Source organism: Proteus sp. LHD240705 (genome assembly GCF_047921555.1).
Classification (GTDB): Bacteria; Pseudomonadota; Gammaproteobacteria; order Enterobacterales; family Enterobacteriaceae; genus Proteus.
In genome coordinates this window covers 23542-49708 of sequence record NZ_JBLRMI010000002.1, presented here as the reverse complement: position 1 = coordinate 49708, position 26167 = coordinate 23542, and the positions used below count along the sequence as shown (strand labels likewise).

24 protein-coding genes are annotated in these 26167 nt (G+C 37.9%); 13 read left to right on the top strand and 11 right to left on the bottom strand.

Annotated features, from left to right (window positions below; translation table 11 throughout):
• Positions 1-177 precede the first annotated feature (177 nt).
• Genes glpC through glpA form a run of 3 tightly spaced genes read right to left on the bottom strand, consistent with a single transcriptional unit; the run spans position 178 to position 4323 of the window.
• Positions 178-1371 carry an anaerobic glycerol-3-phosphate dehydrogenase subunit GlpC gene (gene glpC, locus ACNART_RS03600; RefSeq protein ID WP_088493856.1) on the bottom strand — a complete coding sequence of 398 codons (1194 nt, stop codon included), beginning with the start codon at positions 1369-1371 and terminating at the stop codon, positions 178-180.
• Positions 1368-2675: a glycerol-3-phosphate dehydrogenase subunit GlpB gene (glpB, locus tag ACNART_RS03595; protein WP_416303441.1), complete on the bottom strand. Its 1308-nt coding sequence runs from the start codon at positions 2673-2675 to the stop codon at positions 1368-1370. Before glpB ends, glpC begins: the two co-directional genes overlap by 4 nt.
• Positions 2665-4323 carry an anaerobic glycerol-3-phosphate dehydrogenase subunit A gene (glpA, locus tag ACNART_RS03590; RefSeq protein WP_171455253.1) on the bottom strand — a complete coding sequence of 553 codons (1659 nt, stop codon included), beginning with the start codon at positions 4321-4323 and terminating at the stop codon, positions 2665-2667. Before glpA ends, glpB begins: the two co-directional genes overlap by 11 nt.
• 380 nt (positions 4324-4703) lie before the next feature.
• Between glpA and glpT the strand changes: the two genes are divergently transcribed.
• The 6 genes from glpT to ACNART_RS03560 all read left to right on the top strand — a co-directional run bounded on the left by glpT (position 4704) and on the right by ACNART_RS03560 (position 10273).
• The gene (gene glpT / locus ACNART_RS03585) at positions 4704-6056 is read left to right on the top strand and encodes a glycerol-3-phosphate transporter (protein WP_072063819.1); all 1353 of its coding nucleotides are present in this window, start codon (positions 4704-4706) and stop codon (positions 6054-6056) included.
• Positions 6057-6191: 135 nt separating this feature from the next.
• Positions 6192-7271, top strand: coding sequence for a glycerophosphodiester phosphodiesterase (gene glpQ, locus ACNART_RS03580; protein ID WP_109372059.1), 1080 nt, complete (start codon positions 6192-6194; stop codon positions 7269-7271).
• A 387-nt stretch (positions 7272-7658) separates the two neighbouring features.
• A complete protein-coding gene (locus ACNART_RS03575; protein ID WP_160229943.1) occupies positions 7659-8216 on the top strand; it encodes a LemA family protein in 558 nt (185 codons plus the stop codon).
• Positions 8217-8237: 21 nt separating this feature from the next.
• Positions 8238-9311, top strand: a complete 1074-nt coding sequence (locus tag ACNART_RS03570; protein WP_416303440.1) for a hypothetical protein — start codon at positions 8238-8240, stop codon at positions 9309-9311.
• A gap of 90 nt (positions 9312-9401) precedes the next feature.
• On the top strand, positions 9402-9863 hold the full coding sequence (locus ACNART_RS03565; RefSeq protein WP_416303439.1) for a LemA family protein: 462 nt from the start codon (positions 9402-9404) through the stop codon (positions 9861-9863).
• Positions 9860-10273, top strand: coding sequence for a hypothetical protein (locus ACNART_RS03560; protein WP_198632042.1), 414 nt, complete (start codon positions 9860-9862; stop codon positions 10271-10273). The genes ACNART_RS03565 and ACNART_RS03560 overlap by 4 nt, the downstream gene beginning before the upstream one ends.
• Positions 10274-10318: 45 nt before the next feature.
• Here the strand turns inward: ACNART_RS03560 and epmA are convergent, their stop codons facing one another.
• Complete coding sequence (gene epmA, locus ACNART_RS03555) at positions 10319-11296, bottom strand: elongation factor P--(R)-beta-lysine ligase (protein WP_023583702.1); 978 nt, start codon at positions 11294-11296, stop codon at positions 10319-10321.
• Between the two features lie 944 nt (positions 11297-12240).
• Between epmA and frdA the strand changes: the two genes are divergently transcribed.
• The 4 genes from frdA to frdD are packed head-to-tail and all read left to right on the top strand — an operon-like array spanning position 12241 to position 15548.
• Positions 12241-14037 carry a fumarate reductase (quinol) flavoprotein subunit gene (gene frdA / locus ACNART_RS03550; RefSeq protein ID WP_109374308.1) on the top strand — a complete coding sequence of 599 codons (1797 nt, stop codon included), beginning with the start codon at positions 12241-12243 and terminating at the stop codon, positions 14035-14037.
• Positions 14030-14767, top strand: a complete 738-nt coding sequence (locus ACNART_RS03545) for a succinate dehydrogenase/fumarate reductase iron-sulfur subunit (RefSeq protein WP_023583701.1) — start codon at positions 14030-14032, stop codon at positions 14765-14767. The genes frdA and ACNART_RS03545 overlap by 8 nt, the downstream gene beginning before the upstream one ends.
• Before the next feature lie 14 nt (positions 14768-14781).
• Entirely contained in the window at positions 14782-15174 is a 393-nt protein-coding gene (gene frdC, locus ACNART_RS03540; protein WP_088493866.1) for a fumarate reductase subunit FrdC, read from the top strand.
• 14 nt (positions 15175-15188) lie between these two features.
• Positions 15189-15548 carry a fumarate reductase subunit FrdD gene (gene frdD / locus ACNART_RS03535; RefSeq protein ID WP_006535438.1) on the top strand — a complete coding sequence of 120 codons (360 nt, stop codon included), beginning with the start codon at positions 15189-15191 and terminating at the stop codon, positions 15546-15548.
• A gap of 138 nt (positions 15549-15686) precedes the next feature.
• Here the strand turns inward: frdD and ACNART_RS03530 are convergent, their stop codons facing one another.
• The 6 genes from ACNART_RS03530 to hydN all read right to left on the bottom strand — a co-directional run bounded on the left by ACNART_RS03530 (position 15687) and on the right by hydN (position 18521).
• On the bottom strand, positions 15687-16016 hold the full coding sequence (locus ACNART_RS03530) for a helix-turn-helix domain-containing protein (protein ID WP_198619244.1): 330 nt from the start codon (positions 16014-16016) through the stop codon (positions 15687-15689).
• Entirely contained in the window at positions 16009-16395 is a 387-nt protein-coding gene (locus tag ACNART_RS03525) for a type II toxin-antitoxin system RelE/ParE family toxin (RefSeq protein ID WP_198619243.1), read from the bottom strand. The genes ACNART_RS03530 and ACNART_RS03525 overlap by 8 nt, the downstream gene beginning before the upstream one ends.
• 400 nt (positions 16396-16795) lie before the next feature.
• Positions 16796-17110, bottom strand: coding sequence for a quaternary ammonium compound efflux SMR transporter SugE (sugE, locus tag ACNART_RS03520; protein WP_064718792.1), 315 nt, complete (start codon positions 17108-17110; stop codon positions 16796-16798).
• Between the two features lie 140 nt (positions 17111-17250).
• The gene (gene hybG, locus ACNART_RS03515) at positions 17251-17541 is read right to left on the bottom strand and encodes a hydrogenase maturation factor HybG (protein WP_198619242.1); all 291 of its coding nucleotides are present in this window, start codon (positions 17539-17541) and stop codon (positions 17251-17253) included.
• An 8-nt stretch (positions 17542-17549) separates the two neighbouring features.
• Positions 17550-17891, bottom strand: coding sequence for a hydrogenase maturation nickel metallochaperone HypA (hypA, locus tag ACNART_RS03510; protein ID WP_198619241.1), 342 nt, complete (start codon positions 17889-17891; stop codon positions 17550-17552).
• A 72-nt stretch (positions 17892-17963) separates the two neighbouring features.
• A complete protein-coding gene (hydN, locus tag ACNART_RS03505) occupies positions 17964-18521 on the bottom strand; it encodes an electron transport protein HydN (protein ID WP_368927471.1) in 558 nt (185 codons plus the stop codon).
• Positions 18522-18925: 404 nt separating this feature from the next.
• On the opposite strand from hydN, the gene ACNART_RS03500 reads away from it, so the two are divergent.
• Complete coding sequence (locus ACNART_RS03500) at positions 18926-20539, top strand: sigma 54-interacting transcriptional regulator (RefSeq protein WP_198630459.1); 1614 nt, start codon at positions 18926-18928, stop codon at positions 20537-20539.
• A gap of 170 nt (positions 20540-20709) precedes the next feature.
• The gene (locus tag ACNART_RS03495) at positions 20710-21597 is read left to right on the top strand and encodes a 2OG-Fe dioxygenase family protein (RefSeq protein WP_109374303.1); all 888 of its coding nucleotides are present in this window, start codon (positions 20710-20712) and stop codon (positions 21595-21597) included.
• Positions 21598-21697: 100 nt separating this feature from the next.
• On the opposite strand, the gene fdhF is transcribed toward ACNART_RS03495, so the two are convergent.
• Complete coding sequence (fdhF, locus tag ACNART_RS03490) at positions 21698-23842, bottom strand: formate dehydrogenase subunit alpha (protein ID WP_198619238.1); 2145 nt, start codon at positions 23840-23842, stop codon at positions 21698-21700.
• Between the two features lie 531 nt (positions 23843-24373).
• Here fdhF and eptB point away from each other — a divergent pair.
• Positions 24374-26065, top strand: coding sequence for a kdo(2)-lipid A phosphoethanolamine 7''-transferase (eptB, locus tag ACNART_RS03485; RefSeq protein WP_416303438.1), 1692 nt, complete (start codon positions 24374-24376; stop codon positions 26063-26065).
• Positions 26066-26167: the final 102 nt, after the last annotated feature.

Genomic DNA, 26167 nt, shown 5'->3' with positions numbered 1-26167 from the left:
TAAGAGTATTTAAATAACCTGAGTTCCACCGTATCAGGTTATTTCATTTTCTTATTCTTTTATATTTCACAACTGTTTTTACTAAAAATAAAAAAAGGGAATAAAAGATCCTCTTTTATTCCCTAGCTGCTTGTTATCTTAGTAATCAATTACTTTTTATTATCGAATAGGTAGTACTTATAATGCTCTTGCTAATAAACTAATAGGGTGTTCACATTTTTTCGTCGTTGACATCTCAATTTGCCATTTACAGGTTTCACAGTCTGTAATTACCAAATCACAGCCACTCTCTTCAATCTGGCGGAATAAGCCCGCACCAATGCCTTGAGCAACATCATAGTTTTCAGATTTAAAACCGTAAGTTCCAGCAATACCACAGCATTGAGAATCTAAAACAATGACTTCAACACCAGGGATACGCTTAATTAAATCAATGGAATACGCTGTCCATCCCATTTTTTCCATATGACAAGGTGTGTGATACGCCACTTTTAACGGAGTGTGCTTCAGTGGTAATTCACGACCTTCTTCTAATAAGCGATAAATATAACGTGTCGCTAATTCAATGTTTTCACGTACTTTTGATGTATCAACATCAAGGATATGTTCATACTCATCACGAATAGTGAAAGTACAGGTTGATGATGTTGCAACAACAGGAATATTGTTTTCAACAATTTTTTCTGTCAGAGATTCAAGGTTTACCGCGGCTTGTTTTTTAGCTTGTTTAACAAAGCCATTCGCAATTAATGCAACACCACAGCATTTTTCACGTTTTAATAACTGAACACCAATCTCCATTTTGTTGAATACTTTAACTAAATCTTTCCCTAATTGTGGGTGGTTATAGTTAGCATAACAACCATGAAAGAAGGCAACTTGATCTTTAAAACGCGCCTGCTCTTCAACTTGTTTTTTCATCCATGTTCTAAATGTACCAAAAGAGTATTTTGGTAATTCGCGACGATGGTCGATTTTAAGTGCTTTATCCAAGATCTTGCGTACAGGTTTTAATCCTGTAATGGTATTTACTATCGGCGCCATTGGCGTTGATAATGTACCCATTAGATCCGTATGACTTAAAATAGCATCACGAAGTTTTGGTGTTTTTGTATTGTAGTTCAGTTTCGCACGCGAAATGATGTCACCAATCTTCACATCTGACGGACAAGCAACTTCACAACGCTTACAATTGGTGCAATATTTCAATGCTTCATCATAAAGCATCGGATCTTTTAAGCGTAAACGCTCACCATCAGGACCCGCTTGTTTAGGGCCCGGATAAAGTGGATTCACTTTTGCAACAGGGCAGTAAGTCGTACAAACAGTACACTTAATGCACGCTTCAAAACTGTTATCATGTAAACTCATTGTGCTGCCTCCACAACCGCAGATGTGGTTTGTTTTGATTTATTGTGCTGTAAAATTTGCTGCGCTGCATAAAGTGCGCTGATCATTGAAACACCTGCGCCACAACCTTCATTAAGTGGGTCAAACCCACCTAATACAGCACCTACGGCGTAAACATTCTCTAAGACTTCGCCATATTTCATCGGTCTTAATTGACTATCTGTATCAACACCAAATCGCATATAAGGCTGTTTCGCAAAGACATTCTCTTTTGTCCACTCATTGCGAGGTAATGTTTCTAGCAAATCAAGTTCCATCAAAGGTTCATAGACACGATCAAACTCTGCAATTAATCCATTATTGAAGAAGCTGCCCGTTGCCAATACAACATGCTCACTGCGAATCGGAATGTCAGTATGGTTTCGAGTATGAATACCTGTAACTTTATTCCCCACTAAATCAACTTGTTCTGCACGATCGCCCGGCATTATTAAACCGCCAGCTTTTTGGAAACGCAGTTTTAATGCTTGATGTAAACGAATACCTAATAGTGATGGTGGCAATGTCGGTAATAAACAGATAGGTTTACCGACAAGTTGTTGAAGTAGCATCACTGGCTCTTCAGCATCCAGTCCAATACATGCAGGTAAAATAATTGCTTCAACACTATCATCGATATGCTTTTTCAGCTCTTCCGCTAACGCTTTAGTGTTTTCAGGTTTATCTAAATAGCGCGCAATATTGACTGCTCTAAATTCACTTGGATTATCACGTAATCTGTCTAATAGCGGTAAGTGAATATGATAAGGAATAGACTCAACACCTTGCTCATTAAGCGTATTGCTTGCAAATTGTGGCTGAAAATCTAAGAAGCCTTCGATTCCAACAACAGCCAGCTTTTTCCATGGCAACGCTTGATCAACACCATGCGTTGGCACACGTTTTGGGCTCATCCAACTCATACGTGAACGCCCAACGGGTGTAATACGATAATGGTTTTCATCACCATTACCTTGATATTCAAGACCACTCGTATTTGCTAATAGTGCTTGAGCCTGTTCAATGAAAGTTGAAACCTGAATTTCACCAATACGGCTATAAGGATGCTTAGGGGCTAATTCAGCTAATATTGCCAATGCTTTTTTAGGTTGAGTCACGACTGAACCATCAGGAAGATGGGTTAATAAATCCAATGAACCTGATGAAAAGTGTAGCGCACTTTGACCATTACTGATGATTGCACAAGACTTACCGGCTTCAGCAAGACGAATACCTGCGGTTAATCCTGCAAGCCCGCTACCTATAATGATGACGTCAAATTTCATTATCTGCCTCCGCTGAAGCTGTTTTTTCAATCATATCAGCATCTAAACCACATAAACCTTGGTAAACCCAACTGGTGAATTCACTCTCACGTAACGCATTACCCCAAGCAATTGGTCGAATACCTTTCCAACGCTCATTTAAGAAATGGGCAAGTTGCTGTTCTGATTCGTGAGGAGTAGTGACTTGTAAACGGTTTAATAAACCCGCTGCACGACAAGCACAAAGTTCACCTTGGCATGTTCCCATACCCACGCGAGTACGGCGGCGTAAATCAAGTAAGTTATTGACAGTTAAAGAGTTAACCGCATAGCGAACTTCCCCTGCCGTAACGGCTTCACATTCACAGACTAAGCTCTTATCGCTACGTTCATTACTCAATAATTTATTAGCTAAATCACCGTGGCGATAAACCGCAGAACCACGAATTGGCGCAGGTAATGAAACAACGCTACGTAATGCTTGCTCTGCTGATTGGCGAGAGCCCGGTAAGGCTTCTTCTGCGGTTGTACATTTAGCAGAGACATTTAATTTTTCGCAGATTTTATCTGTTGCCCATTCAGCCATTAAACGGTAAGTCATTAATTTACCGCCAGTAATAGTAATAAATCCTTCTAATCCATCACGTTGCGCATGATCGAGTAAAACAATACCACGGCTAACATTACGACCAGATGGATCATCATCACTTGCAACTAAAGGACGCACACCTGCATAAGCACGTAAAATTCGAGTTTGAGCCAGTTTTGGCGCTAACATTGAACCTTCACGAATAAGAATATCGACTTCTTCAGGGGTGACATACATATTGTCGATTTCATCGTAAGGTACTCGTGTTGATGTTGTACCAATTAATGAAATGGTATCGCCAGGCACTAAAATATCGGCATCCGCAGGTTTACGACAGCGGTTGATCACCATATTGTTAATACGATGACCCAAAATCAACAACGCACCTTTGGCTGGGAACATACGAACTTTTAACTCGCCATATTCAGCGATTTTTTGCCCCCAAATTCCCCCTGCATTTGCCACTATTTGCGCGCGAATTTCATACAGTTTTTTCGCTTGATGATCGTAAACTTTCACACCTTTAACACGGTCGCCTTCACGAATAAGTCCAACAACTTCATGATAAGTCAGTACTTGGGCGCCATGTTCGCGGGCATCTAACATATTTGCGGCAGTTAAACGGAAAGGATCGACAGTACCATCTGGCACTTTAACCGCGCCGATTAAATTTGGGTTAACAGATGGCTCTAAGCGAATAGCTTCTTCGGGTGAAATCGCTTGAGCATCAATACCTGCTGCTTGGCAAGATTGAATAAAGGTCTGTTGAAACTCTAAAGAATCTTCAGGAAGGGTAATAAAAAGGCCATCCGTTTTTTCAACACAATGACGAGCGACCCGTTTTAAAATCATGTTTTCTTCAATACACTCACGCGCTGACTCAGGGTCTGTTACTGCATAACGCGCACCACTGTGTAACAATCCATGATTTCGACCGGTCGCACCGGTTGCAATATCATGTCTTTCTAGCAGGACACAACGTAATCCACGGCGTGCACAGTCTCTTGCCATGCCTGCACCGGTTGCTCCCCCGCCAATAATAATGACATCAGTTTCTGTCACTGGTGAACCGCTCATCATAGAGATGCCCTCTCACATTACATTCAGCAAACGCTTAATTATTCTTTAGCGTTAATTATAGTGTATAAGATACACAAAAAATGTGGTTAATGTTTGATAATGAGCAAAAACGAAAGAGAAACGCTCACGAGTGAAAAATTAAAACCACAAGTGTGATACTAATCACAAATTATTTAACAAAAAGTATTTGATAAAGTTAACATATCACTCAAAATTGCACATCTTGAAAAATTATTCGACAACTGAGTAATACCTCACAGTAAATTTGATTGTATAAGTTTACTATTAAGTTCGTTAAAGAAAATTTTTTGATAACTTCACTGTTCGTTTTGTCATTATTTAATATCAACATATTAAAATAAAAGCCATCGGAGGCTAATATGTTAAGTCTGTTTAGACCTGCGCCACATAAAGCGCGTTTGCCAAAAGAGCAGATAGATCCTGTCTATCGTCGTCTGCGTTGGCAGATCTTTATGGGGATTTTCTTCGGTTATGCTGCTTATTATTTAGTAAGAAAAAACTTTGCGTTAGCAATGCCTTATCTTGTAGAAGAAGGGTTTTCTAAAGGTGACCTAGGTTTTGCTTTATCAGGGATCTCGATTGCTTACGGTTTCTCTAAGTTTATCATGGGCTCATTCTCTGACCGTGCTAACCCTCGTTATTTCTTACCAGCAGGTCTTATTTTAGCATCCGCAGTGATGCTATTTATGGGCTTTGTACCATGGGCAACTTCGAGCATTATGGTAATGTTCGTTCTGTTGTTCCTTTGTGGTTGGTTCCAAGGTATGGGCTGGCCTCCTTGTGGACGTACAATGGTGCACTGGTGGTCACAAAAAGAACGTGGCGGTATCGTTTCTATCTGGAACTGTGCGCATAACGTTGGTGGTGGCTTACCTCCATTACTGTTCTTATTAGGTATGGCATGGTTTAACGACTGGAAAGCAGCGTTATATATGCCAGCATTTGCAGCAATCTTAGTTGCTATGATTGCATTCGCATTAATGCGTGATACACCACAATCTTGTGGTCTTCCACCAATTGAAGAATACAAAAACGACTATCCACCTGATTATAAAGAAACTGACGAACAAGAGCTGACTGCAAAAGAAATCTTTATGAAGTATGTGTTCCCTAACAAACTTCTGTGGATGATTGCGATTGCTAACGTGTTTGTTTACTTACTGCGTTATGGCGTACTGGACTGGTCACCGACTTATCTGCGTGAAGTAAAAGACTTCGCAATGGATAAATCATCATGGGCTTACTTCTTATATGAATACGCTGGTATCCCAGGCACACTGCTGTGTGGTTGGATGTCAGATAAAGTATTCAGAGGTAACCGTGGTGCAACAGGCGTGTTCTTCATGACCTTGGTAACTATCGCAACTATCGTATTCTGGATGAACCCAGCGGGTAACCCGAATGTTGATATGGCGTGTATGTTAATCATCGGTTTCTTAATCTACGGTCCTGTTATGTTGATTGGTCTGCATGCGCTAGAGCTTGCACCGAAAAAAGCAGCAGGTACAGCAGCAGGTTTTACTGGCCTATTCGGTTACTTAGGTGGTTCTGTTGCAGCAAGTGCTATCGTAGGTTACACCGTTGACTACTTCGGCTGGGATGGCGGCTTTATGGTCATGATCGGCGGTAGTGCGCTATCTGTTGTGTTATTACTTATCGTGATGGTTACTGAAACCAAACACAAACGTGAAATGCTTCAGAAGTACGAATAATCGCTAACTGATTATTTATGAAATTAGTTAAATCTCATCTCTAAAAACCAAGCCACATCAACTGTTTTGATGTGGCTTTTTTATTGCCAACTGTACATAACTTTGTTGTACATAGAATTAAAATGGAGCAGCTTTATGAGTACATCTTTTAGAATAAAACCGTTAGTTGCAGGCGTTCTTTTAACTCTATCTTTAAGTGCAATCGCACAAGCGGCAAGTGATAAGGTCGTTATCGCTCACCGAGGTGCAAGTGGTTATTTGCCTGAACATACGCTTCCTGCCAAAGCATTAGCTTATGCTCAAGGCGCAGATTATCTAGAACAAGACTTAGTGATGACAAAAGATAACGAACTGGTTGTCTTACATGATCACTATCTTGATCGTGTAACAGATGTGGCTGAACGTTATCCAAATAGAGCAAGAAAAGATGGTCGTTATTACGCTATCGACTTTACGCTTGAAGAGATCAAAGGGCTAAAATTTACCGAAGGTTTTGACATTGTTGACGGTAAAAAAGTCCAAAGTTATCCAAACCGTTTCCCTATGGGCAAATCCGATTTCCGTGTACACACATTCCAAGAAGAGATTGAATTTGTTCAAGGTTTAAACAAATCAACAGGGCAAGATATTGGTATTTACCCTGAAATTAAAGCGCCTTGGTTCCATGAACAAGAAGGCAAAGACATTACCTCTAAAGTGCTCGAAGTACTTAAACAGTATGGTTACACGAAAAAAACCGACAATGTTTATCTGCAATCTTTCGATGCTAACGACCTAAAACGCATCAAAACAGAATTAATGCCTAAAATGGGTATGGATTTAAAACTCGTTCAGTTAATTGCCTATACAGACTGGAATGAGACTTATGAAAAACAACCTGATGGAACATGGACAAACTACAGCTATGAGTGGATGTTTAAGCCAGGTGCAATGAAAGAAATTGCCACTTATGCCGATGGTATTGGCCCTGACTACCATATGTTAGTCGAAGAAAATTCAACACCAGAAAAAATCACCTTAACGGGAATGGCTGCTGATGCGCATGCTAATAAACTAACCATTCATCCGTTTACTGTTCGTATTGATAAACTGCCTAAATACGCAAAAGATGGTGATCAGCTTTACGACATCATTTATAACCAAGCAGGTGCTGAGGGTGTCTTTACAGACTTCCCTGATTTAGGAGTTAAATTCTTACAAAAACAAGCTAAATAACTTATCACATTTTAGTTGCACCTTAAATAACTCAAGGTGCAACTTGAAGTATAACAAGTCGATACTCTAAATAATTCAAGGTGCAGCTAGGCGACAAATGAATGAGATGCTAGGAGCATACATAAGTATGTGACTAGTACGAATGAATGTAGTCAACAACGCTGCAACTTGAAGTATGACGAGTATATAAGTATGTGACTAGTACGAATGAATATAGTCAACAACGCTGCAACTTGAAGTATGACGAGTATCCTAGATATTTGCGCCCTTTCTGATTGTATATTCCTTAATCTTTCTCTAACTTATTCTAATAATTTAATTAAAAATCATAATCACTTTTTAATTTAGCTATCATTATTTATTAAATATTTAGAGGAAGGGATCACGATGACAATAATGGCGATTATTTTACTTGTTCTTATCGTTCTTTTTATTGGTTGGGGAATTTCCATTTACAACCGTCTTATTGCAACACGCAATCAAGTAAGTAATCAGTTTGCGAATATTGACGTTATTTTAAAACAAAGAGCTGACCAAATTCCTCAATTAATGGCTATAGCTGAAAAAGCCATGGAGCACGAAAAAGGTGTATTTATTGCATTAAGTGACGCAAGACAACGCTATTTTAAAGCACAAAATATTAATGAAAAAATTAGCGCAACAAATGAGATGAATACAGCACTGCGAGGCATGATTGCCCTTGCTGAAAATTATCCGACGTTAATTTCAGGTGAGCAATTAGCACTACTTCAAACAGGTGTTAGTGATGTAGAAAATAAAATTGCTCAACGTCGTGAAGGCTTTAATGATGCAACAACTAACTACAACACTGCAATAGAGATGTTTCCTGATAGCTTAATTGCTGGCCTTTTTCGCTTTGAACGTATGCAATTACTTGAAATACCAAAAGAAGAAATGAAATTTGAAGGAATTCACTTTAAATAACCGCATTAAGGATAAATTGCAGTGTTAATTTATTTTTTTATCGGCTGTGCTGTGGGTGCATTAATCTATTTTTTACGCAGCAAACGTCCTCAAAAAAAGAAGAACAGCTTGAGTATTGTTCCCTTTTTAGGGATCGCTTTTGCTGCTGGAAATTATCTGTTTTTTTCGAGAGAAACGGACGTTTATCCTAGTGGTGAAGACTCTGTTGTTAATCTTATCTCCGGAATTGCATTCACTGTTATTTTGCTATTTGCATATGGTATTTCAACCCATATTGCGAATATTGGAGAGAAAGCGATAAAGAATTACCATCAATTACAAAATGAAGGAACCTCTAAATTTTCAGCACTTATCAACACTGTATTTGTTAGCCTTTTATTGCTGAGTTTAAGCTTCAGCTTGTTTATCGACCAAAGATTGTTCTTTTTAAGTTTCGTTTTAATGTTCGTTTACCAAATCGTCAGAAGAACACCTGAAAAACGTTTTTTACGTTTTCAAAAAATTCTAGCGACATCTAAAATTCGCTCTTTAGCCATTGGACTTGTTGAAATTGAAGGCAAGATAACTGCGGGGAAAATCTTAAATAGTCGATTAGGTAAAAAAGAGTGTTATGGCTATTTCTATTATGAATACGACATATCCACAGACAAAGAAGGTAAAAAAAGCTATCAGCAAACGCTTTGCGAAAAAGAAATCAATAATTTCACGATGACAGATGATACAGGATCAATTCAAGTTCTTGCGGCTGATACTCCTTTTATACACTTTGGTATCAAACCTCATCAAGATTTTGAATCCAACAGTAAACGTTTTAAAGAGTACATTTTAGACAAAAATACAACATATTTATTAATTGGTGATGCAGAGTCCGTCAATGGCGAAGTGGTTATCACACGTAAAGCGCCTCATTACCTACTGGGTTTATCGCCACAAGATTATATTGTTAGTTGGAACAAAGCGCGTCCTTTACGTCGTAACGCGACTATCATCGTTATCCTTGCTCTTTTTGTTATCTTTTCCATTTTAGTAATACCGATGGAATATCAAGACGGCATCTTAACGCTTTATTTTAATAACACCTCTTCACCTTGGTAATTAATTATTATGGAATGGCTTATTTTCATTATTTTTATTCTCACCTTAGTGTATTTTTTAATACGCCAATTAGTGATGATTTATAACAACATGGTGATGCTAAAAAATAATTGCTATAAAGCCTTTGCCAACATTGATGTTTTATTAAAAAAACAAGCTGACTTGATCCCCATGCTGATAGTGATTACACAAAAAGCAATGGATCATGAGAAAGCCTTATTTGAAAAATTGGCTGAAAATAGAGGTCACTATTTACATGCAGATGTATTAGATGAAAAAGTTAATTTAGCTAATCAGTTATTACCACAAATAAAAAAATCACTCATTATTGCTGAAAAATATCCTGAACTTATCAGCGGGAAAAATTTGCACCTATTACAAATACAAGCGAAAGAATTAGAAGAATGCATAGCTGACAGGCGAGAATTCTTCAATCAATCTGTGACTCTCTATAATACTGAAATACGTATTTTTCCTAATATAGTGTTTATGTTTATTTTTAAATTTAAAGATATCCCTCTTTTTTACCCTAGTAGGGAGGCAATATCATGATAGAAATTCCCTTTTCTTTTTTTGGTATAACGGATTGGTTTCTAAGCTTTGATGAACCTATCTCGATTATTATGTTTGCCACATTTGGCGTACTGTTCTCTATGGCAATTATCTTGCCATTAATCAGTATCACACCTTTAAAAAAATATATGTCGCAAATTGCAGGAGGATTATTTAGCTCGATATTTGTCAGCTTAATGGTCTTAATTAGCTTTAATTTAATGCTGGGTGTTAATTCTGCATTAAAGCTACTGTTAATTTGGTGGGTTATTTTATTTTCATGTATTACGTTTTGGTTTATTAATTATCGCTATATGAAAGACGTAACAGGGAATAAGTTTGCGAAGTTTCAAGAAAAAGCCCTTGAAGCAGAAGAAAAACGAAGACAAAGCCGAAAATCCAAAAAATAAAAAAGAGAGCCTCGGCTCTCTTTTTTAGCACTATTGATATCGCACTTATGCCCTGTAAACAGGGAATGCAATAACATCACTAAGGCGTTCAACACCCAGTGCTAGCATAATAAGGCGATCAACGCCTAAAGCTACACCCGAACACTCAGGTAGTCCCGCTTCAAGAGCAGCTAAAAAGCGCTCATCAATAGGTTGCTCTGGTAATCCCATTGCCACTCGCTGACGATTATCACGTTCAAAGCGATGACGTTGCTCTTGTGCATCCGTCAGCTCACGGAATCCGTTCGCTAACTCAACACCTTTAAAATAGACTTCAAAACGCTCTGCTACACGATGATCTTCAGAGCTGATTTCAGCCAATGACGCTTGTGACGCAGGGAAATGATAGATAAAGGTTGGCTTTTCTAAACCGATATGAGGTTCAACTCCAGAAACAAATAGCAACTGAAGTAGCGTATCTTTATCTTCTTCAGTATCTGCAATATTTGATAAATCCAGTTTTGCCGCCACTTCACGCAATTTTTCTTTATCAACAGATAAAGGGTCAATATCGAGATAACGCAAGAATGCTTGCTGATAAGAGAGTGACTCTGATGCTTCACAATCTAACACTTCTTGCAGTAGATCATCGACTTCATTCATCAACCGGTACATATCAAAACAAGGGCGATACCACTCAAGCATCGTAAATTCCGGATTATGATATCTACCGGCTTCCTCATTACGGAAGCAACGCCCCATTTGATAAATCGGCCCACTGTTTGCAGCCAATAAACGCTTCATGTGGTATTCAGGGCTTGTCATCAAATAAAGTTTTAGCCCTTGAGAAGCACCAGGCCCCACAAATTGGGTTTCAAATGGGTAAAGATGAACATCGGTAACGGTAGCCTGACTCATCATCGGTGTTTCAACTTCTAACACACCACGATCAGTGAAAAAACGCCTAATATTACTGACTATTTTCGCCTTTTTTAATAAGTTGGCGATTGAGGCGCTTGGCTGCCAATCCGCGATTTCACTCATGAACGAAAAACTCCAACAGAAAACAAAGCGTGCAGTTTACTCGCATCCTCTTCAACAGACAAATTTCTCCTAATAAAGAGAGGTTTCATTTTATATTTTTTCACTGATCTTTTCTTTTATTAAGTAAAAACACATAAGATAAATAAATATAATTCTACAAAACATCTACTTTTGGGCACTTTTTATCGTTTAAATAAACACCAATTTAAAGTAAGAAACTCAGTGCTTTTTCGCTATTTTTATAAAAAGAGTTAATTAGAATAATTCTTTTTCTCAATTACAAATAACAATAAACTAACACTATGCTTATATTTAAATAGCCAAACTCATCTAAACTTCAAAGTTAACTTTCTATTTAAATCTACGTATTTTGATGAGTATTAAAAACCTTTAGAAATATTATTAATATTTTATTAACAATTAACAAGACAAACCGATTTGTTTTAGATAAATAGTAAAAAATTTATTTTAGTTTTTAAAATGGAATTTTATTAATTAAAATTAGACTTAAGAAAGATAAAAGCATTTACCCTTTAAAATCAACATTTAATAAAAAATCATTGTCATTTCCAATTAAAGTTATCTATACTTTCAAAATAGGTTATTCATTACTATTTATAAATTTTCAATTTAGAAAAATATATTCTATTTAATCTTCAAGTTTCTCTGGTGGCTTATTAGTTAAACCCAGAATTCTTGGCATAGATCACACTTTTTTTGCGAAATACGGGAAAACCATCATTCATATCAAATTTCGGTGCCCTACATTTCGTTATACTAAAATTACAGTCAATGATAATAAAGATGTTATCAAGCGCAGTCACAAGGTAGTGAAACAATTTCGTTACGGATAGCGTAAAAAAATAGCATTACAAATTAATAATGTCAGTGAATTGAATTCTAGACAATTATTCCAATTTTCACTTGAACAATGGAGAAGCGCAGTGCAAACCTTTAATGCCGATATAGCGATAATCGGAGCCGGGGGCGCAGGCTTACGAGCAGCAATAGCTGCAGCGGAAGCTAATCCTCAACTGAAAATTGCTCTGATCTCAAAAGTTTACCCAATGCGTAGCCACACCGTGGCAGCAGAAGGCGGATCAGCAGCAGTGACTCAGGCTCACGACTCCTATGATTTCCACTTCAATGATACCGTTTCAGGCGGTGACTGGTTGTGTGAACAGGATGTCGTCGATTACTTCGTTGAGCATTGTCCAACAGAGATGACTCAACTAGAACTCTGGGGCTGTCCTTGGAGCCGGAAAGAAGACGGGTCAGTCAACGTCCGACGTTTTGGTGGGATGAAGATCGAACGGACCTGGTTCGCAGCCGATAAAACCGGCTTCCATATGCTACATACCCTGTTCCAAACATCCTTAAAATACCCACAAATTCAACGTTTCGACGAACACTTTGTTCTCGATATTCTTGTTGATGAAGGTCACGCTCGTGGTCTTGTTGCTATTAATATGATGGAAGGTACGAAAGTTCAAATTCGTGCTAACGCAGTCATTATGGCAACCGGTGGTGCGGGACGTGTTTATCGTTTCAATACCAATGGCGGTATTGTTACTGGTGATGGTATGGGTATCGCTTTACGTCATGGCGTTCCACTGCGTGATATGGAATTTGTTCAATATCACCCAACTGGCCTACCAGGTTCAGGTATTCTGATGACCGAAGGTTGTCGTGGTGAAGGTGGTATTCTGGTCAATAAAGATGGCTATCGTTATCTGCAAGATTACGGCCTAGGACCAGAAACACCATTAGGTAAACCAGAAAATAAATACATGGAATTAGGTCCTCGCGATAAAGTTTCTCAAGCTTTCTGGCATGAGTGGCGCGCAGGCCGTACCATCAAAACTCACCGTGGTGACGTTGTTTATCTTGACTTACGTCATCTGGGTGCGAAAAAACTTCATGAACGTCTGCCATTTATTTGTGAACTGGCAAAAGCGTATGTGGGTGTTGACCCAGTTAATGAACCAATCCCTGTTCGTCCTACTGCTCACTACACTATGGGTGGTATCGAAACTAACCAACAAACTGAGACTCGTATTAAAGGTCTGTTTGCGGTGGGTGAATGTTCATCTGTTGGCTTACACGGCGCTAACCGTTTAGGTTCTAACTCACTGGCAGAGCTGGTTGTATTCGGTCGTCTTGCTGGTGAAGAAGCGGTTCGTTGTGCACAAGAAGCAGCACCAGCTAACGCATCAGCATTAGATGCTCGTACTCGTGATATCGAAGATGGCCTGAAAAATCTGATGAACCAAAAAGGTTCTGAAAGCTGGTCACAAATTCGAGACGAAATGGGTGAATCAATGGAAGAAGGTTGCGGTATCTATCGTACACCTGAATTAATGCAAAAAACCATTGATAAACTGGCTGAATTAAAAGAACGTTTCAAACGCGTTGAAATTAAAGACACGAGCAGCGTCTTTAATACAGATTTACTGTACAAAATTGAGCTTGGCTTTGGTTTAGATGTCGCTGAATGTATGGCTCATTCCGCAATCAATCGTAAAGAGTCTCGTGGTGCACACCAACGTCTTGACGAAGGTTGTACTGAGCGTGATGACGTGAACTTCCTGAAACATACTCTGGCGTTCTATAACCCAGAAGGTGCCCCTCGTTTAGAATATAGCGATGTGAAGATCACGAAATCTGCTCCTGCTAAACGTGTCTATGGTGGTGAAGCGACTGCACAAGACAAGCAGAATAAGGAGAAAGCGAATGGCTGATGACATGAAGCACATTAAAATGGAAGTCATGCGCTATAACCCAGAAACAGACGAAGCGCCTCATTTCGTCACTTATGATGTTCCTTATGATGAGCAAACCTCATTACTGGACGCATTGGGTTATATTAAAGACAATTTAGCGCCTGATCTTTCTTATCGTTGGTCTTGCCGTATGGCGATTTGTGGCTCTTGCGGCATGATGGTCAACAAAGTGCCTAAATTGGCTTGTAAAACGTTTATTCGTGAATATCCAGACGGTATAAGAGTTGAAGCGTTAGGTAACTTCCCAGTTGAGCGTGACCTTGTTGTCGATATGACTCACTTTATTGAAAGCTTAGAAGCGATTAAACCTTATATCATCGGTAATGATCGTAAGCCTTCAGAAGGGACGAATAAACAGACTCCTGCTCAAATGGCAAAATACCACCAATTCTCTGGTTGTATCAACTGCGGTCTTTGCTATGCAGCATGCCCGCAGTTTGGTCTAAACCCAGAGTTTATTGGCCCAGCAGCGATTACATTAGCTCAACGTTACAACACAGATAGTCGCGACCATGGGGCAAAAGAGCGTATGCCTCAGTTAAATGGTGAGAACGGTGTCTGGTCTTGTACCTTTGTTGGCTACTGTTCTGAAGTCTGTCCAAAACATGTGGATCCTGCTGCCGCTATTCAGCAAGGTAAAGCAGCCAGTGCGCAAGACTTTGTCATTGCGATGCTGAAACCACGTTAAGGAGGAAACAAGACATGACAACAAAACGTAAGCCTTATGTTCGTGGCATGCAACCAAACTGGTGGACGAAACTTGGATTCTATCGTTTCTATATCACCCGTGAAGGGACTTGTCTTCCACAACTTTGGTTCAGTCTGGTTGTACTGTTTGGTGTATTCGCACTGAAAAATGGACCAGAAAGTTGGGCAGGTTTCGTTGGATTCCTGAGCAACCCAATTGTAATGCTAATTAACATTGTGACCCTAATTGCGACGGTATTCCACTCTGCAACTTGGTTCAAACTTGCACCAAAAGCAGTGGTTATCGTTGTTAAAGATGAAAAAATGCCACAAGAACCCATCGTTCGTGGTTTCTGGGGTGTCACTATCGTTGTTACTGCCGCTATTCTGGCAGTGGCGTTAATTTAACCCAGGAGGAAATAATGAATCAGAATCAACTTCCTAAGCGCTCTGATGAACCTATTTTCTGGGGATTATTTGGTGCAGGTGGTATGTGGAGTGCGATTGTTTCTCCAGCAATCATCATCCTGCTCGGTATCCTAATCCCTATGGGTATTGCGCCAGAAGCATTTACTTATGAACGTATTATGGCATTTAGCCAAAGCATCATTGGCCGTCTGTTCTTACTGCTAATGATTATTCTGCCAGTTTGGTGTGCATTACACCGTATTCACCATACTCTGCACGATTTTAAAGTGCATGTACCTGCAAGCAAATGGGTATTTTATGGTGGTGCAGCAATTATCAGCGTTATCGCTATCATTGGTGTATTTACACTGTAATTGATTAATACGTAAAAATTAAAAGCCACTCATTGAGTGGCTTTTTTTATGAAAAAAATTTTCTATAATTAACTTTTTTATATTTGAACTATATCTCCACAGTAAACAAAAAGCACTTAACGGCTTATCGTCTCTCACTTAAATTATTAGGACTTCAGGTCCCTGACGTTCTAAAATACGTAACATTCTTAGCGCTGGTCCACTTGGCTTCTTTTCACCTCTTTCCCATTTAGATACGCTCTCTTTTGACATACCTAAAGCTCGGGCAAGAACAGCCTGTGACATTCCAAATTTAGTGCGCAAAGTTTTAATCTCTGCACCACTCATCGCCGATACGCATTGTATTTTGTCATTAATTTCACGAGTGTGAACAATACTTTCAATTTCTTGAACCAAGCTATCGGGTGATGTACCTGCGGCATTTAGCTCTTTAGCCAATTCAAGCATGTTATTTAGCTTGTTACTCATCAGTTATTTCCTCTAAAATTCTGCAAGAAATTAAATGATTAATAGTACTTTCATCATAATTTAAAAACTCATTTGCTAAATGTTTATAGGCCTGCAATTCGTCATCTTCTATTTCTTTTTTTCCCTTTGCATTAACGGCATTTTTCGTCCAGCCATCAGCGAAAAAAAGATGATTGTTGATCTTAAAAAATATGATGACTCTAACACTTCCGCTTTTACCTTGTCCTTGTATTGCTAGACGTTTTTTTATTACTCCACCACCCAAGTCAGCTTCATATTTTCCTTGCTGAACTTCTTTTGCAGCTACAGATAACTGCTTATCCGTTATGGGTGTTTTCTTCACACTTCTCTTAAAAGAAGATATTTTATATATTCCCATGCCACTCCCTCTGCAGTAATGAGTACTATAGTAACCAGTACCACTTTTTCAATCAATGTTTCTTTAACCACTTAGATTAAAAACCAAGAAACAAAAAAAGTTAGGTGATTGCATTTTTTATTCTGCAAAAAGGATATGGGAGAAGCTAGAAAATATCGTACCCAATTGATTAGAGCAAAATCAAAGTCTCTAAATTCTCCCCAAAATAGGACACTTATTTTGGGGGGGTCTATGGTTAAATGTTACCGCTTATTGACTATCAAAATTTTAACGCAGATCTTTTAATTATCATTATCTAATTGATTTTTGATGATTTTCATTAGAACAATAACATAAGTAAAAAGATTTTAATTACGCTAATCTTATTAGAAAATTTTTTAATAAATCAAACCTATCACAATTAACTCGCCAATTTCAGCCCGATAATGCCAAAAATTATCATCGCTAAACTCAATAAACGATAAATATTGGCAGACTCACCAAAAACTAAAATACCAAAAATTGCAGTACCGACAGCACCAATACCTGTCCAAATCGCATAAGCGGTGCCTGCTGGTAAGCCTTTCATGGCATAAGATAACATGCCCATGCTCACAATCATGGCCGTTATCGTAATAATGCTTGGTGTTAGTCGCGTAAATCCATGAGTGTATTTCAAGCCAACAGCCCAAACTATCTCAAGTAAACCAGCAACAAATAGAATTGCCCAGGACATAAATTACCCCTTTTATTATATAAAACATATTTGGGGTCGTCCCCTGAATGAACAACAGAAAGCTGGGTCGTCCCAGCTTCAGAGAAATGAGATTGAATTATAAGAAAAAGTAATAAAGCATGCAATAGCTTGAAATTTATTCAAACTTGCTTAGGTGCGCCCTCTTCGCCATAAAGAAAAGCAGAGACATCATCTTCAACTTCTCCCATTGCCATCAGAGCATCCAGCGTCTCTTTTGCTTCTTCTTCATTGACAATACTCATGGCGAAACCAACATGCACTAACACCCACTTACCGATCATCGTATGAGGCTCACCCTCGCAGACTAACGCAATATTCACTTCTCGTTTAACGCCACAAACATCGACCATTGCATTTTCAGTGATTGTTTTTCCGACTTCAACAACCTGACCTGGAATACCAAGACACATAACAACCCCTATTCGATCTCTATTTGCTTTATTCGCATTGCATCATCATTTTCAACGCGCAAATTTTGGCTACCACAAGACGGACAACCTGCATTAAAGGTTGAAACAGTGACAACTTGATGACAATCCCAACACCATGCTTTCGCGGGGATAACCTCAATATGTAATTCACAACCTTGGGCAAGGGTGTCTCTGCAAACAATATCAAAGCAAAATTCAAGTGCACTGACTTCAACACAAGATAATGCGCCCAATTCCATCCATACACTTTTTACTTTTTTTGCATTATTTAATTTAGCTTGAGAATCTATTATCTCAAATGCGCTCTGGCAAAGCGTAATTTCATGCATGTCGATACCTTATTGAAGCAGGATAAATAATAGCAACTATAGTACCAGTACATAGTTGCTTTATTATTGATCTTAGAACAACAATTCAGCACCGGTTTCAAAAGCTGCTCTGCGACGACGCTCTTTAACCATCTCTTCAAGTGCATCTCTATCAATACACACTAAAGCATGAGTTGGGCAGACTTCAATACATGCGGGACCCGATTCACGATGGTGGCATAAGTCGCATTTGTTGGCTTCCGCTTTAAATGCCTCAATCGCATTGAGCGCGGTTGATGTGCGCATAACTGGACGAGAAACCACTTCCATCGTGCCATAAGGGCAAGCCAGTACACAGGTTTTACAACCTATACATTTTTCCTGATCAACATAGTAATAATCTTTGTTATGAATGATAGCGCCATTCGGACACACATTAGCACAAGGGGCATCTTCACATTGATGACAAACAACTGCCGTACTGATTGAAAATCCTTTGACCACATGAATTCGGGGTTGGAAATTCTGCTCACTAATTTGCTCAATGGCTAAATTATCTTGGTCTACTTGCTGATGTGACACGACACAAGCCACTTCACAAGTATGGCAACCAATACATTTTTTAGGGTCTGCAATGATGAAACGGTTCATCATATTCTCCTGATCTTTGTTATATATAGCCGTTATATATGGCGATAAATGCAACGAGTTATTCTAATTAAGAGTAATAATTAGAGTATCAATAGAATGAATCTAGCACGGTTCATGCCAATATATTTTTGATATAACTATTCCTTATTTTTCAATTAAATAATTTTCAAATAAAAATGATTATTAATTAATAAATAAGTTACTTCGTCAAATTATTCGACAATTTTGACGATAAAATAAATCGATATATATTTGATTATATAGTGATTTGATACATTTATATTCTTAAGTTTCACGACGTATACAAAAATAGCGGGTTGGATCAAAAATGATTCAGTCATTGATATAAATTTATTATAAACCTACTACAATATAGCTAATTTTTTAGGGCAATCGGTGGTGTCATGAAATTAAGCAGTAACAATGCTGAAACTATGGAGAGCCTTCGTAATGAGCGCAACCAATATCGAATATTGGTTGATATCACAAATTCTGTATTAGCTCATCTAGACATGGATGGTCTTATTTCTGAAGTCTCTAAAGAAATACATCGTTTTTTTGGATTGAACCATATTAGTCTTATGTTATGCCGTACCTCATCACAAAATAGTGGTGAAGGTATTCTTTACTCTAGTCGTTATCAGACTGGGAAATCAGTCATTCGCCAACAACGTAAGTTTAGTAGCGCGAATAACAAAGCAGAAGAAATTATTAATCAGAATAAACCTGTCTTAATTGATATTAATAAAGAAAATCAAGAAGATGTTTTGATTAAGCGTCTAGTTAAGCAAAATATGCAGACGGCTTTGTTATTGCCACTGGCTTTTAATCATAAACCGCTAGGCTTATTAATTTTAGCACACGAAGTAGGAAGCGTTTTTACTAACGATACTTGCCAATTGCTACAACAAATTGCAGCTCGTATTGGTATCGCCATTGAAAATGCAGCGGCTTATGAAGAAATAACACATTTAAAAGACAGTTTAAAGAATGAGAATATTTGGCTTAATGAGCAAATAGATAACAATGCATGCTTCAGTGAGATTATTTATCAAAGTGACGCTATGCATAATGTGCTAGAACAAATTGAATTAGTGGCACAAAGTGATAGTACTGTACTTATATTAGGTGAAACAGGTACGGGTAAAGAATTAATTGCGCGCGCTATTCATCGTCTAAGTCTGCGAAAAAATAAGTCGATGATAAAAATGAACTGTGCCGCAGTACCTTCTGGCCTTTTAGAAAGTGATCTCTTTGGCCATGATAAAGGCGCATTTACAGGCGCAACCAATACACATATTGGCCGATTTGAGATGGCAGATAAAAGCACGCTATTTCTTGATGAAATTGGTGATATGCCAATTGACTTACAACCCAAATTACTTCGCGTTCTTCAAGAGCGAGAAATAGAAAGGTTGGGTGGTAATAAAGTGATCCCAGTTGATGTTAGGCTAATTGCAGCGACCAATAAAGATCTGCATGAATTAACAGATGAAGGTGAATTTCGAGAAGATCTTTATTATCGTCTTAATGTTTTTCCTATTATTATTCCACCACTAAGAGAGCGACCTGAAGATATTCCGCTTTTAGCTAAACATTTTACGCAAAAAATTGCGCGTAGAATGGATAGAAAAATAGATTGTATACCTGCCAACGCATTGGAGCAGTTAACACTTTATCCATGGCCGGGTAATGTTCGTGAACTTGAAAATATTATTGAGCGTGCCGTTATTTTAACGCGAGGATCAACATTAAACCTTCAGTTAAAAGAGCTTCATATTAACAAGCCCTCTCGTTTAAAGCAGGTACTGACGCAACCTTCATCCATTGAAAAGCGCATGCAGACGAATGCGCCAGAAAGCGATGATGAAGAGCGAGAAAGGATAATTCAAGCATTAAGAGAAACCAATGGTGTAGTTGCTGGCGCTAGAGGCGCTGCTTTAAAACTAGGATTAAAAAGAACAACGTTATTATCGCGGATGCAACGTCTCGGTATTTCAATTCCAGAAATACTTTAACCCTAAAATAGTTTCTTACTTATCTAAAAGAGTGTAATTATTTTATTACACTCTTTTTTTGTACATTTGAAACTTATTAATCTCTATCTATAATCTAAATGATTATATTTTATTAATTACTCACTTTATTAACTATTAATAATATAAACCATCAATGGAGCATATTATATATGAATAGCCTGCTTATAAATAGAATTAGTGAAATAAAAAAAGAATACAAGAATAATAAATATGTCTTTATTCCCCAAAGTATTGTCATTGATTTAATAAAACAATTAGGTGCTGAAGAAAAAGATATTAATGCACTCATGGAATATGGTGACTATTTAGCACAAGATCCGACTCTTTCATTTCGTCATTCTCGAACAGGACGCTACCTTTTTGATAATGATATAGAAACGATCTCCAGACTAGAATATCAACCTTTTGTTCTCACTGAAGAAGATGGATTTATTCGTGAAGACAGTGGCACACAAAGGCATTTTAGAGCACTTGATGATCGCTGGCAGAGCAATACGGCTTATCAAGCGTTATTAAAATTAAAAATGCTATTAATTCAAGGTAATAAATTTACATCTCGTCACTTAACCGATCAAAATTCGCCTAAATCAATATCAACTGTTTTTCATTTAAGATTAATTGCCCAACCAGATTCTTTAAGTGAACTTTCAATTGAAGGGGTTCATAAAGATGGCGTTGATCACACCATGATTGTGATGATGAATAAGAATAACGTTAAGGATAATACTGGCGCTTTACGTGTTCATTCACCAAAAGAGGCGATAGGAACAGCTTGGCAAAAAATTGATCCTAAAAATGTACTTTATGAACACAATAATGCGCAATATCTTGATATTTTACTCATTGCAGATAATGAATTAAATCATAGTGGTACACCTATTTTTACGCATGATAATAAAAAGCAGGCTTACCAAGATTTTATTGTTTTACTATCTCGCTATCCAACGGTTGATTCTCATCCATCACATAAATTTGATTCGATGGATCCGCATCCTGACTTACCTTTAACACTTTATTTAAATCAGTCCGTCGCTTAGTTGTGCACAAAATAATAATCTAATAAAAAACCGAGCTTACTGACGCTAAGGTCAATAAACTCGGTTCTAAGGCAGAAAGACAATATTAATCAGACGAAGATCAACCCTCGGCGGCTTCTCTTAAACGACGTTTAATATTGCTATATTCCGTTTTCACATAGTGTTCTGCCTGAGCCTGTTCCTTGATTGGCTCAACACATACTGCACAATATTTATACTCAGGTGTTTTGGTAATTGGGCTTAAATTCTCTGCAACCAGTTCGTTACAAGCACCAATCCACCATTGATAAGTCATATATACAGCACCTTTATTCGGTCTATCACTGACCGCAGCACGCGTAATGACTTTACCTTGACGAGAGCGTATCCAAACTAACTCTTGATCTTTGATACCCAACTGTTTGGCATCTTCTGTGTTTAATTGAACATAACCCGGTTCATCAGCCAACGCCGCCAATGCTTTACAGTTACCTGTCATTGAACGGCAAGAGTAGTGTCCAACTTCACGGACGGTTGCCAATACCATTGGAAACTCATCAGAGAGTTTGTCAATTGGTGGAGCCCACTCACAAGTAAAGAATTGACCTTTACCGTTAGGAGTATCGAATTTACCACCATCGTACAGATATTGTGTACCTGGGCTATCTTCTGTTGGGCAAGGCCATTGGATATAAGCCAAGTCCGCCATTTTTTCGTAAGTCGCACCATAATAAATTGGGCATAACTCACGCAACTCATCCCAAATTTCTTTGGTATTGTTGTAATGCATTGGATAACCCATTGCTGTTGCCATCAGACTGATAATTTGCCAGTCTGTTTTCACATCACCAACAGGTTCAACAGCTTTATAGAAGCGTTGGAAACCACGGTCTGCCGCAGTATAAACACCTTCATGCTCACCCCATGATGTTGCAGGGAAAATAACATCAGCAATAGACGCCGTTTTGGTCATAAAGATATCTTGCACTATCAGTAGATCCAGTTTTTCAAACGTTCTACGGATTGTTGCTAAATCAGGCTCAGTTTGCAGTGGATCTTCACCCATTACATAGTGAGCTTTTAATAAGCCGTGATCGATATTATGAGGAACTTCACTTAACGCATAGCCCACTTCTTCAGGCATTGACTCAATGCCCCAGAATTTAGCAAATTTCTCACGCGCTTTTTCGTCAGTAACGTATTGATAACCTGGTAGTGTGTTAGGCAATGCTCCCATATCACACGCACCTTGTACGTTATTTTGACCACGAACTGGGCCAACCCCGACATATTTTTTACCTAAATTACCCGTTAATAAAGCTAAACTAGTCAGTGAACGTACCGTTTCAACACCTTGGTAGAATTGAGTTACACCCATACCCCAAAGAATTGTCGCTGTTTCTGCTTTCGCGTACATACGTGCAGCTTCACGAATAATTTGAGCACTTAAACCTGTTATTTCTTCAACAGATTCAGGTGTATAGCTTTCAACTAATTTACAATACTCGTCAAATTGCTCGGTGTGATTTTCGATAAAGGATTTATCATGCAATCCTTCTTCAATAATCACATGCGCAATCGCATTTAATAGCGCAATGTTAGAGCCATTTTTTAAGCCTAAGTGTAAATCGGCTAAACGTGCTGTTTCGATGTAACGAGGGTCACATACAATAATTTTGGCACCCTTTTCTTTCGCCTTAACAATACGGCGAGCAACAATAGGATGCGAGTCTGCGGCGTTATAGCCGAAGACAAATAGACATTTGGTATCCTCAATCTCAACGATTGAGTTGCTCATAGCACCATTACCGACCGAACGCTGCAGACCTGCAACCGAAGGGCCGTGTCAGACACGAGCACAGCAGTCTATATTATTATTTCCGATAACCGCACGAGCGAATTTCTGCATAACGAAGTTAGCTTCGTTACCCGGGCCTCGTGAAGAGCCGGTTGTCATAATAGATTTAGCACCGTATTTCTCTTTGATAGCAAGAAGCTTGCTACTTGCAAACTCAATCGCTTCATCCCAAGAAACCGATTCTAATTTTCCGCCTCTTTCACGACGGATCATTGGTGTTTTAAGACGTGGAGTCAGTATCTTAGTATCATGGATAAAATCCCATCCATAATACCCTTTCAGACACAGCTCACCTTGGTTTGTTAAACCATTGGCTCCTTCAGCGCCAATAATTTTACCGTTTTCCACCTTCAGGTAGATTTTGCATCCTGAGGCGCAATACGGACAGACCGTGATGACTTTTTTCATCAACATTGCTCCTGTGTTCATCAACTTTCAGGTTATTACCTGATCTTCTCCTCTATCTATGCAGAGAGTGTGCCAAATAAGCACGCTTTTTCACTTTTCCACAACACAATGAAAAATAAAGAGAAATAAAATCCGTTGAATGAGCAAGAAAACAATGACAGCTAAAGTAGTAGGAAGTGCTCGACACTAATGACGATATTTATGTCGATTTGTATTTCTATCAAAATTCGTTATACATTAATATTTATAACGTAATAATACTTATTTATTTCATCTGCGAAATCAAAATAATAAATACGCTTTCTTATCTGCCTTTATCGGGATCTTGCCGTATATAATGATGACAACCTTCTAATATCTCTATCAATATTCCTATCTACTAAAACTATTTAAAATTAATAATTTTGATATTTATGTAAATCAAATAAAAAATTTTTAAACTTCAATAAAAAAAAGAACATAATACTGAACCTGAAAACAACCTCGCGGTCTTAAAGACCTCTACACCATATAAATTGATAATAACTGAACATGCAAAAATTAAAGTTTTTACGTTTTTCTAAAGAGAACATTGCCCTTTTTTTAGCTGTCTACCTTGGTTTCTTTCTTAATCTTTCCGTTTACATTGGCCGATACGGCACACAAAATACAAACAACCCCCTCATTGATGCATTATATATTCTAGGTGAAATTGCTGTTAACATTGCCTTTACCTTCTTTCTATTACGGCTACTCTCTTTTTTCGGCTCTCTATTCTTTAAAATCGTCGCCTCTTTTATTCTCGTCGTGAGTGTTTGTGCGAGTTACTATATTTCTTTTTATGATGTCGTCATTGGATACGGCATTATTATTTCAACACTAACCACGGATACGGATTTATCTAAAGAGCTGGTTAGCCCAAATGTGATTATTTGGATTATTGGCTTATCTATTTTGCCATTAGCTCTTATTTGGCTAGGTAAAAAACCAGAGAAAAATCTAACTACACAACAAAAGAAAAAAATCTGGATAAAAAATACCGTCAAAATGCTTGTGATTGCACTGGCTGTTTTTGCCTATTTGAAAACACTTGATTCAAAACAAAAAGCCTATGAAATAAAAAATAACTTGGATCTGCCAAGCTATAGTGGTGGCTTAAGTTATGCGTATTTACCTACAAATTGGATTATCCCATTATTTCAATATGCAATAACGCAGTATGACGATACGTTTAATAACCAAAATATTTTTAATCCTGCCGATCACTTCACTTATGAGCCTTCAAAGGCAAATGAAGATGTGTATGTTGTTTTTATTATTGGTGAAACAGCAAGATGGGATCATATGGGATTGTTAGGATATGAACGTCAAACAAATCCTCTATTAAGCCAAGAGAAAAATCTTGTTGCCTTTAAAGGTATTTCTTGTGATACCGCAACCAAGCTCTCTTTAAAATGTATGTTTGTACGAGAAAACGGGACAGAAAGTAACGATCAGCGGACATCAAAAGAGAACAATATTTTTTCAGTATTAAGCCAATTAGGTATGTCATCAGAGTTGTTCTCCATGCAAAGTGAATTATGGTTTTACAATAAACTTGATTTAAATAACTACGCAATGAAAGAGATGATGACTGCAAAAAATAGCAATTTTGGTAAAGAACTTGATGACACCTTATTAATTACTGAAACGGCAAATACGGTTGCCCAACATCCAAAGGGAAATCATTTAGTAATTTTACACACTAAAGGCTCTCACTTTATGTATTCACAGCGTTACCCTGAATCATTCAAAAAATACCAACCTGAATGTTTAAATGTGGATGATGAGTGTACTAAAGAGCAGTTAGTGAATGCTTATGATAACTCTATTCTTTATACCGACTATTTTATTGATGGCATACTCGACACATTGCGCGATAAAAAAGCCATTGTGTTTTATACCTCCGATCACGGTGAATCTATTTCAGAAAAAGGTGGCTTACATGGCACACCAAAAGAAATTGCCCCACCAGAACAATTTAAAGTACCATTCTTAGTTTGGATGTCAGATAGCTATTTAGCAGAGCCTGAAAATAAACAGCTATTTGATAACTTAAAGCGCAATCAAGATGCAGAACGCACGTTCTATCATCACAATATTTTTGATTCAATGTTAGGTTGTCTAGGTTATTCATCGTCAGATGGTGGTATTAATAATCAAAATAACCTCTGTTTTAGTGATACACCATCAACCCAAGAATAATTTTTTAAACTAACAATATTCTTTTAAGTTGATAGAAAAAATAAGTTAATAGAAAAAACCCACGTTCAATATTGAGCGTGGGTTTTATTACTTTTAACTTTA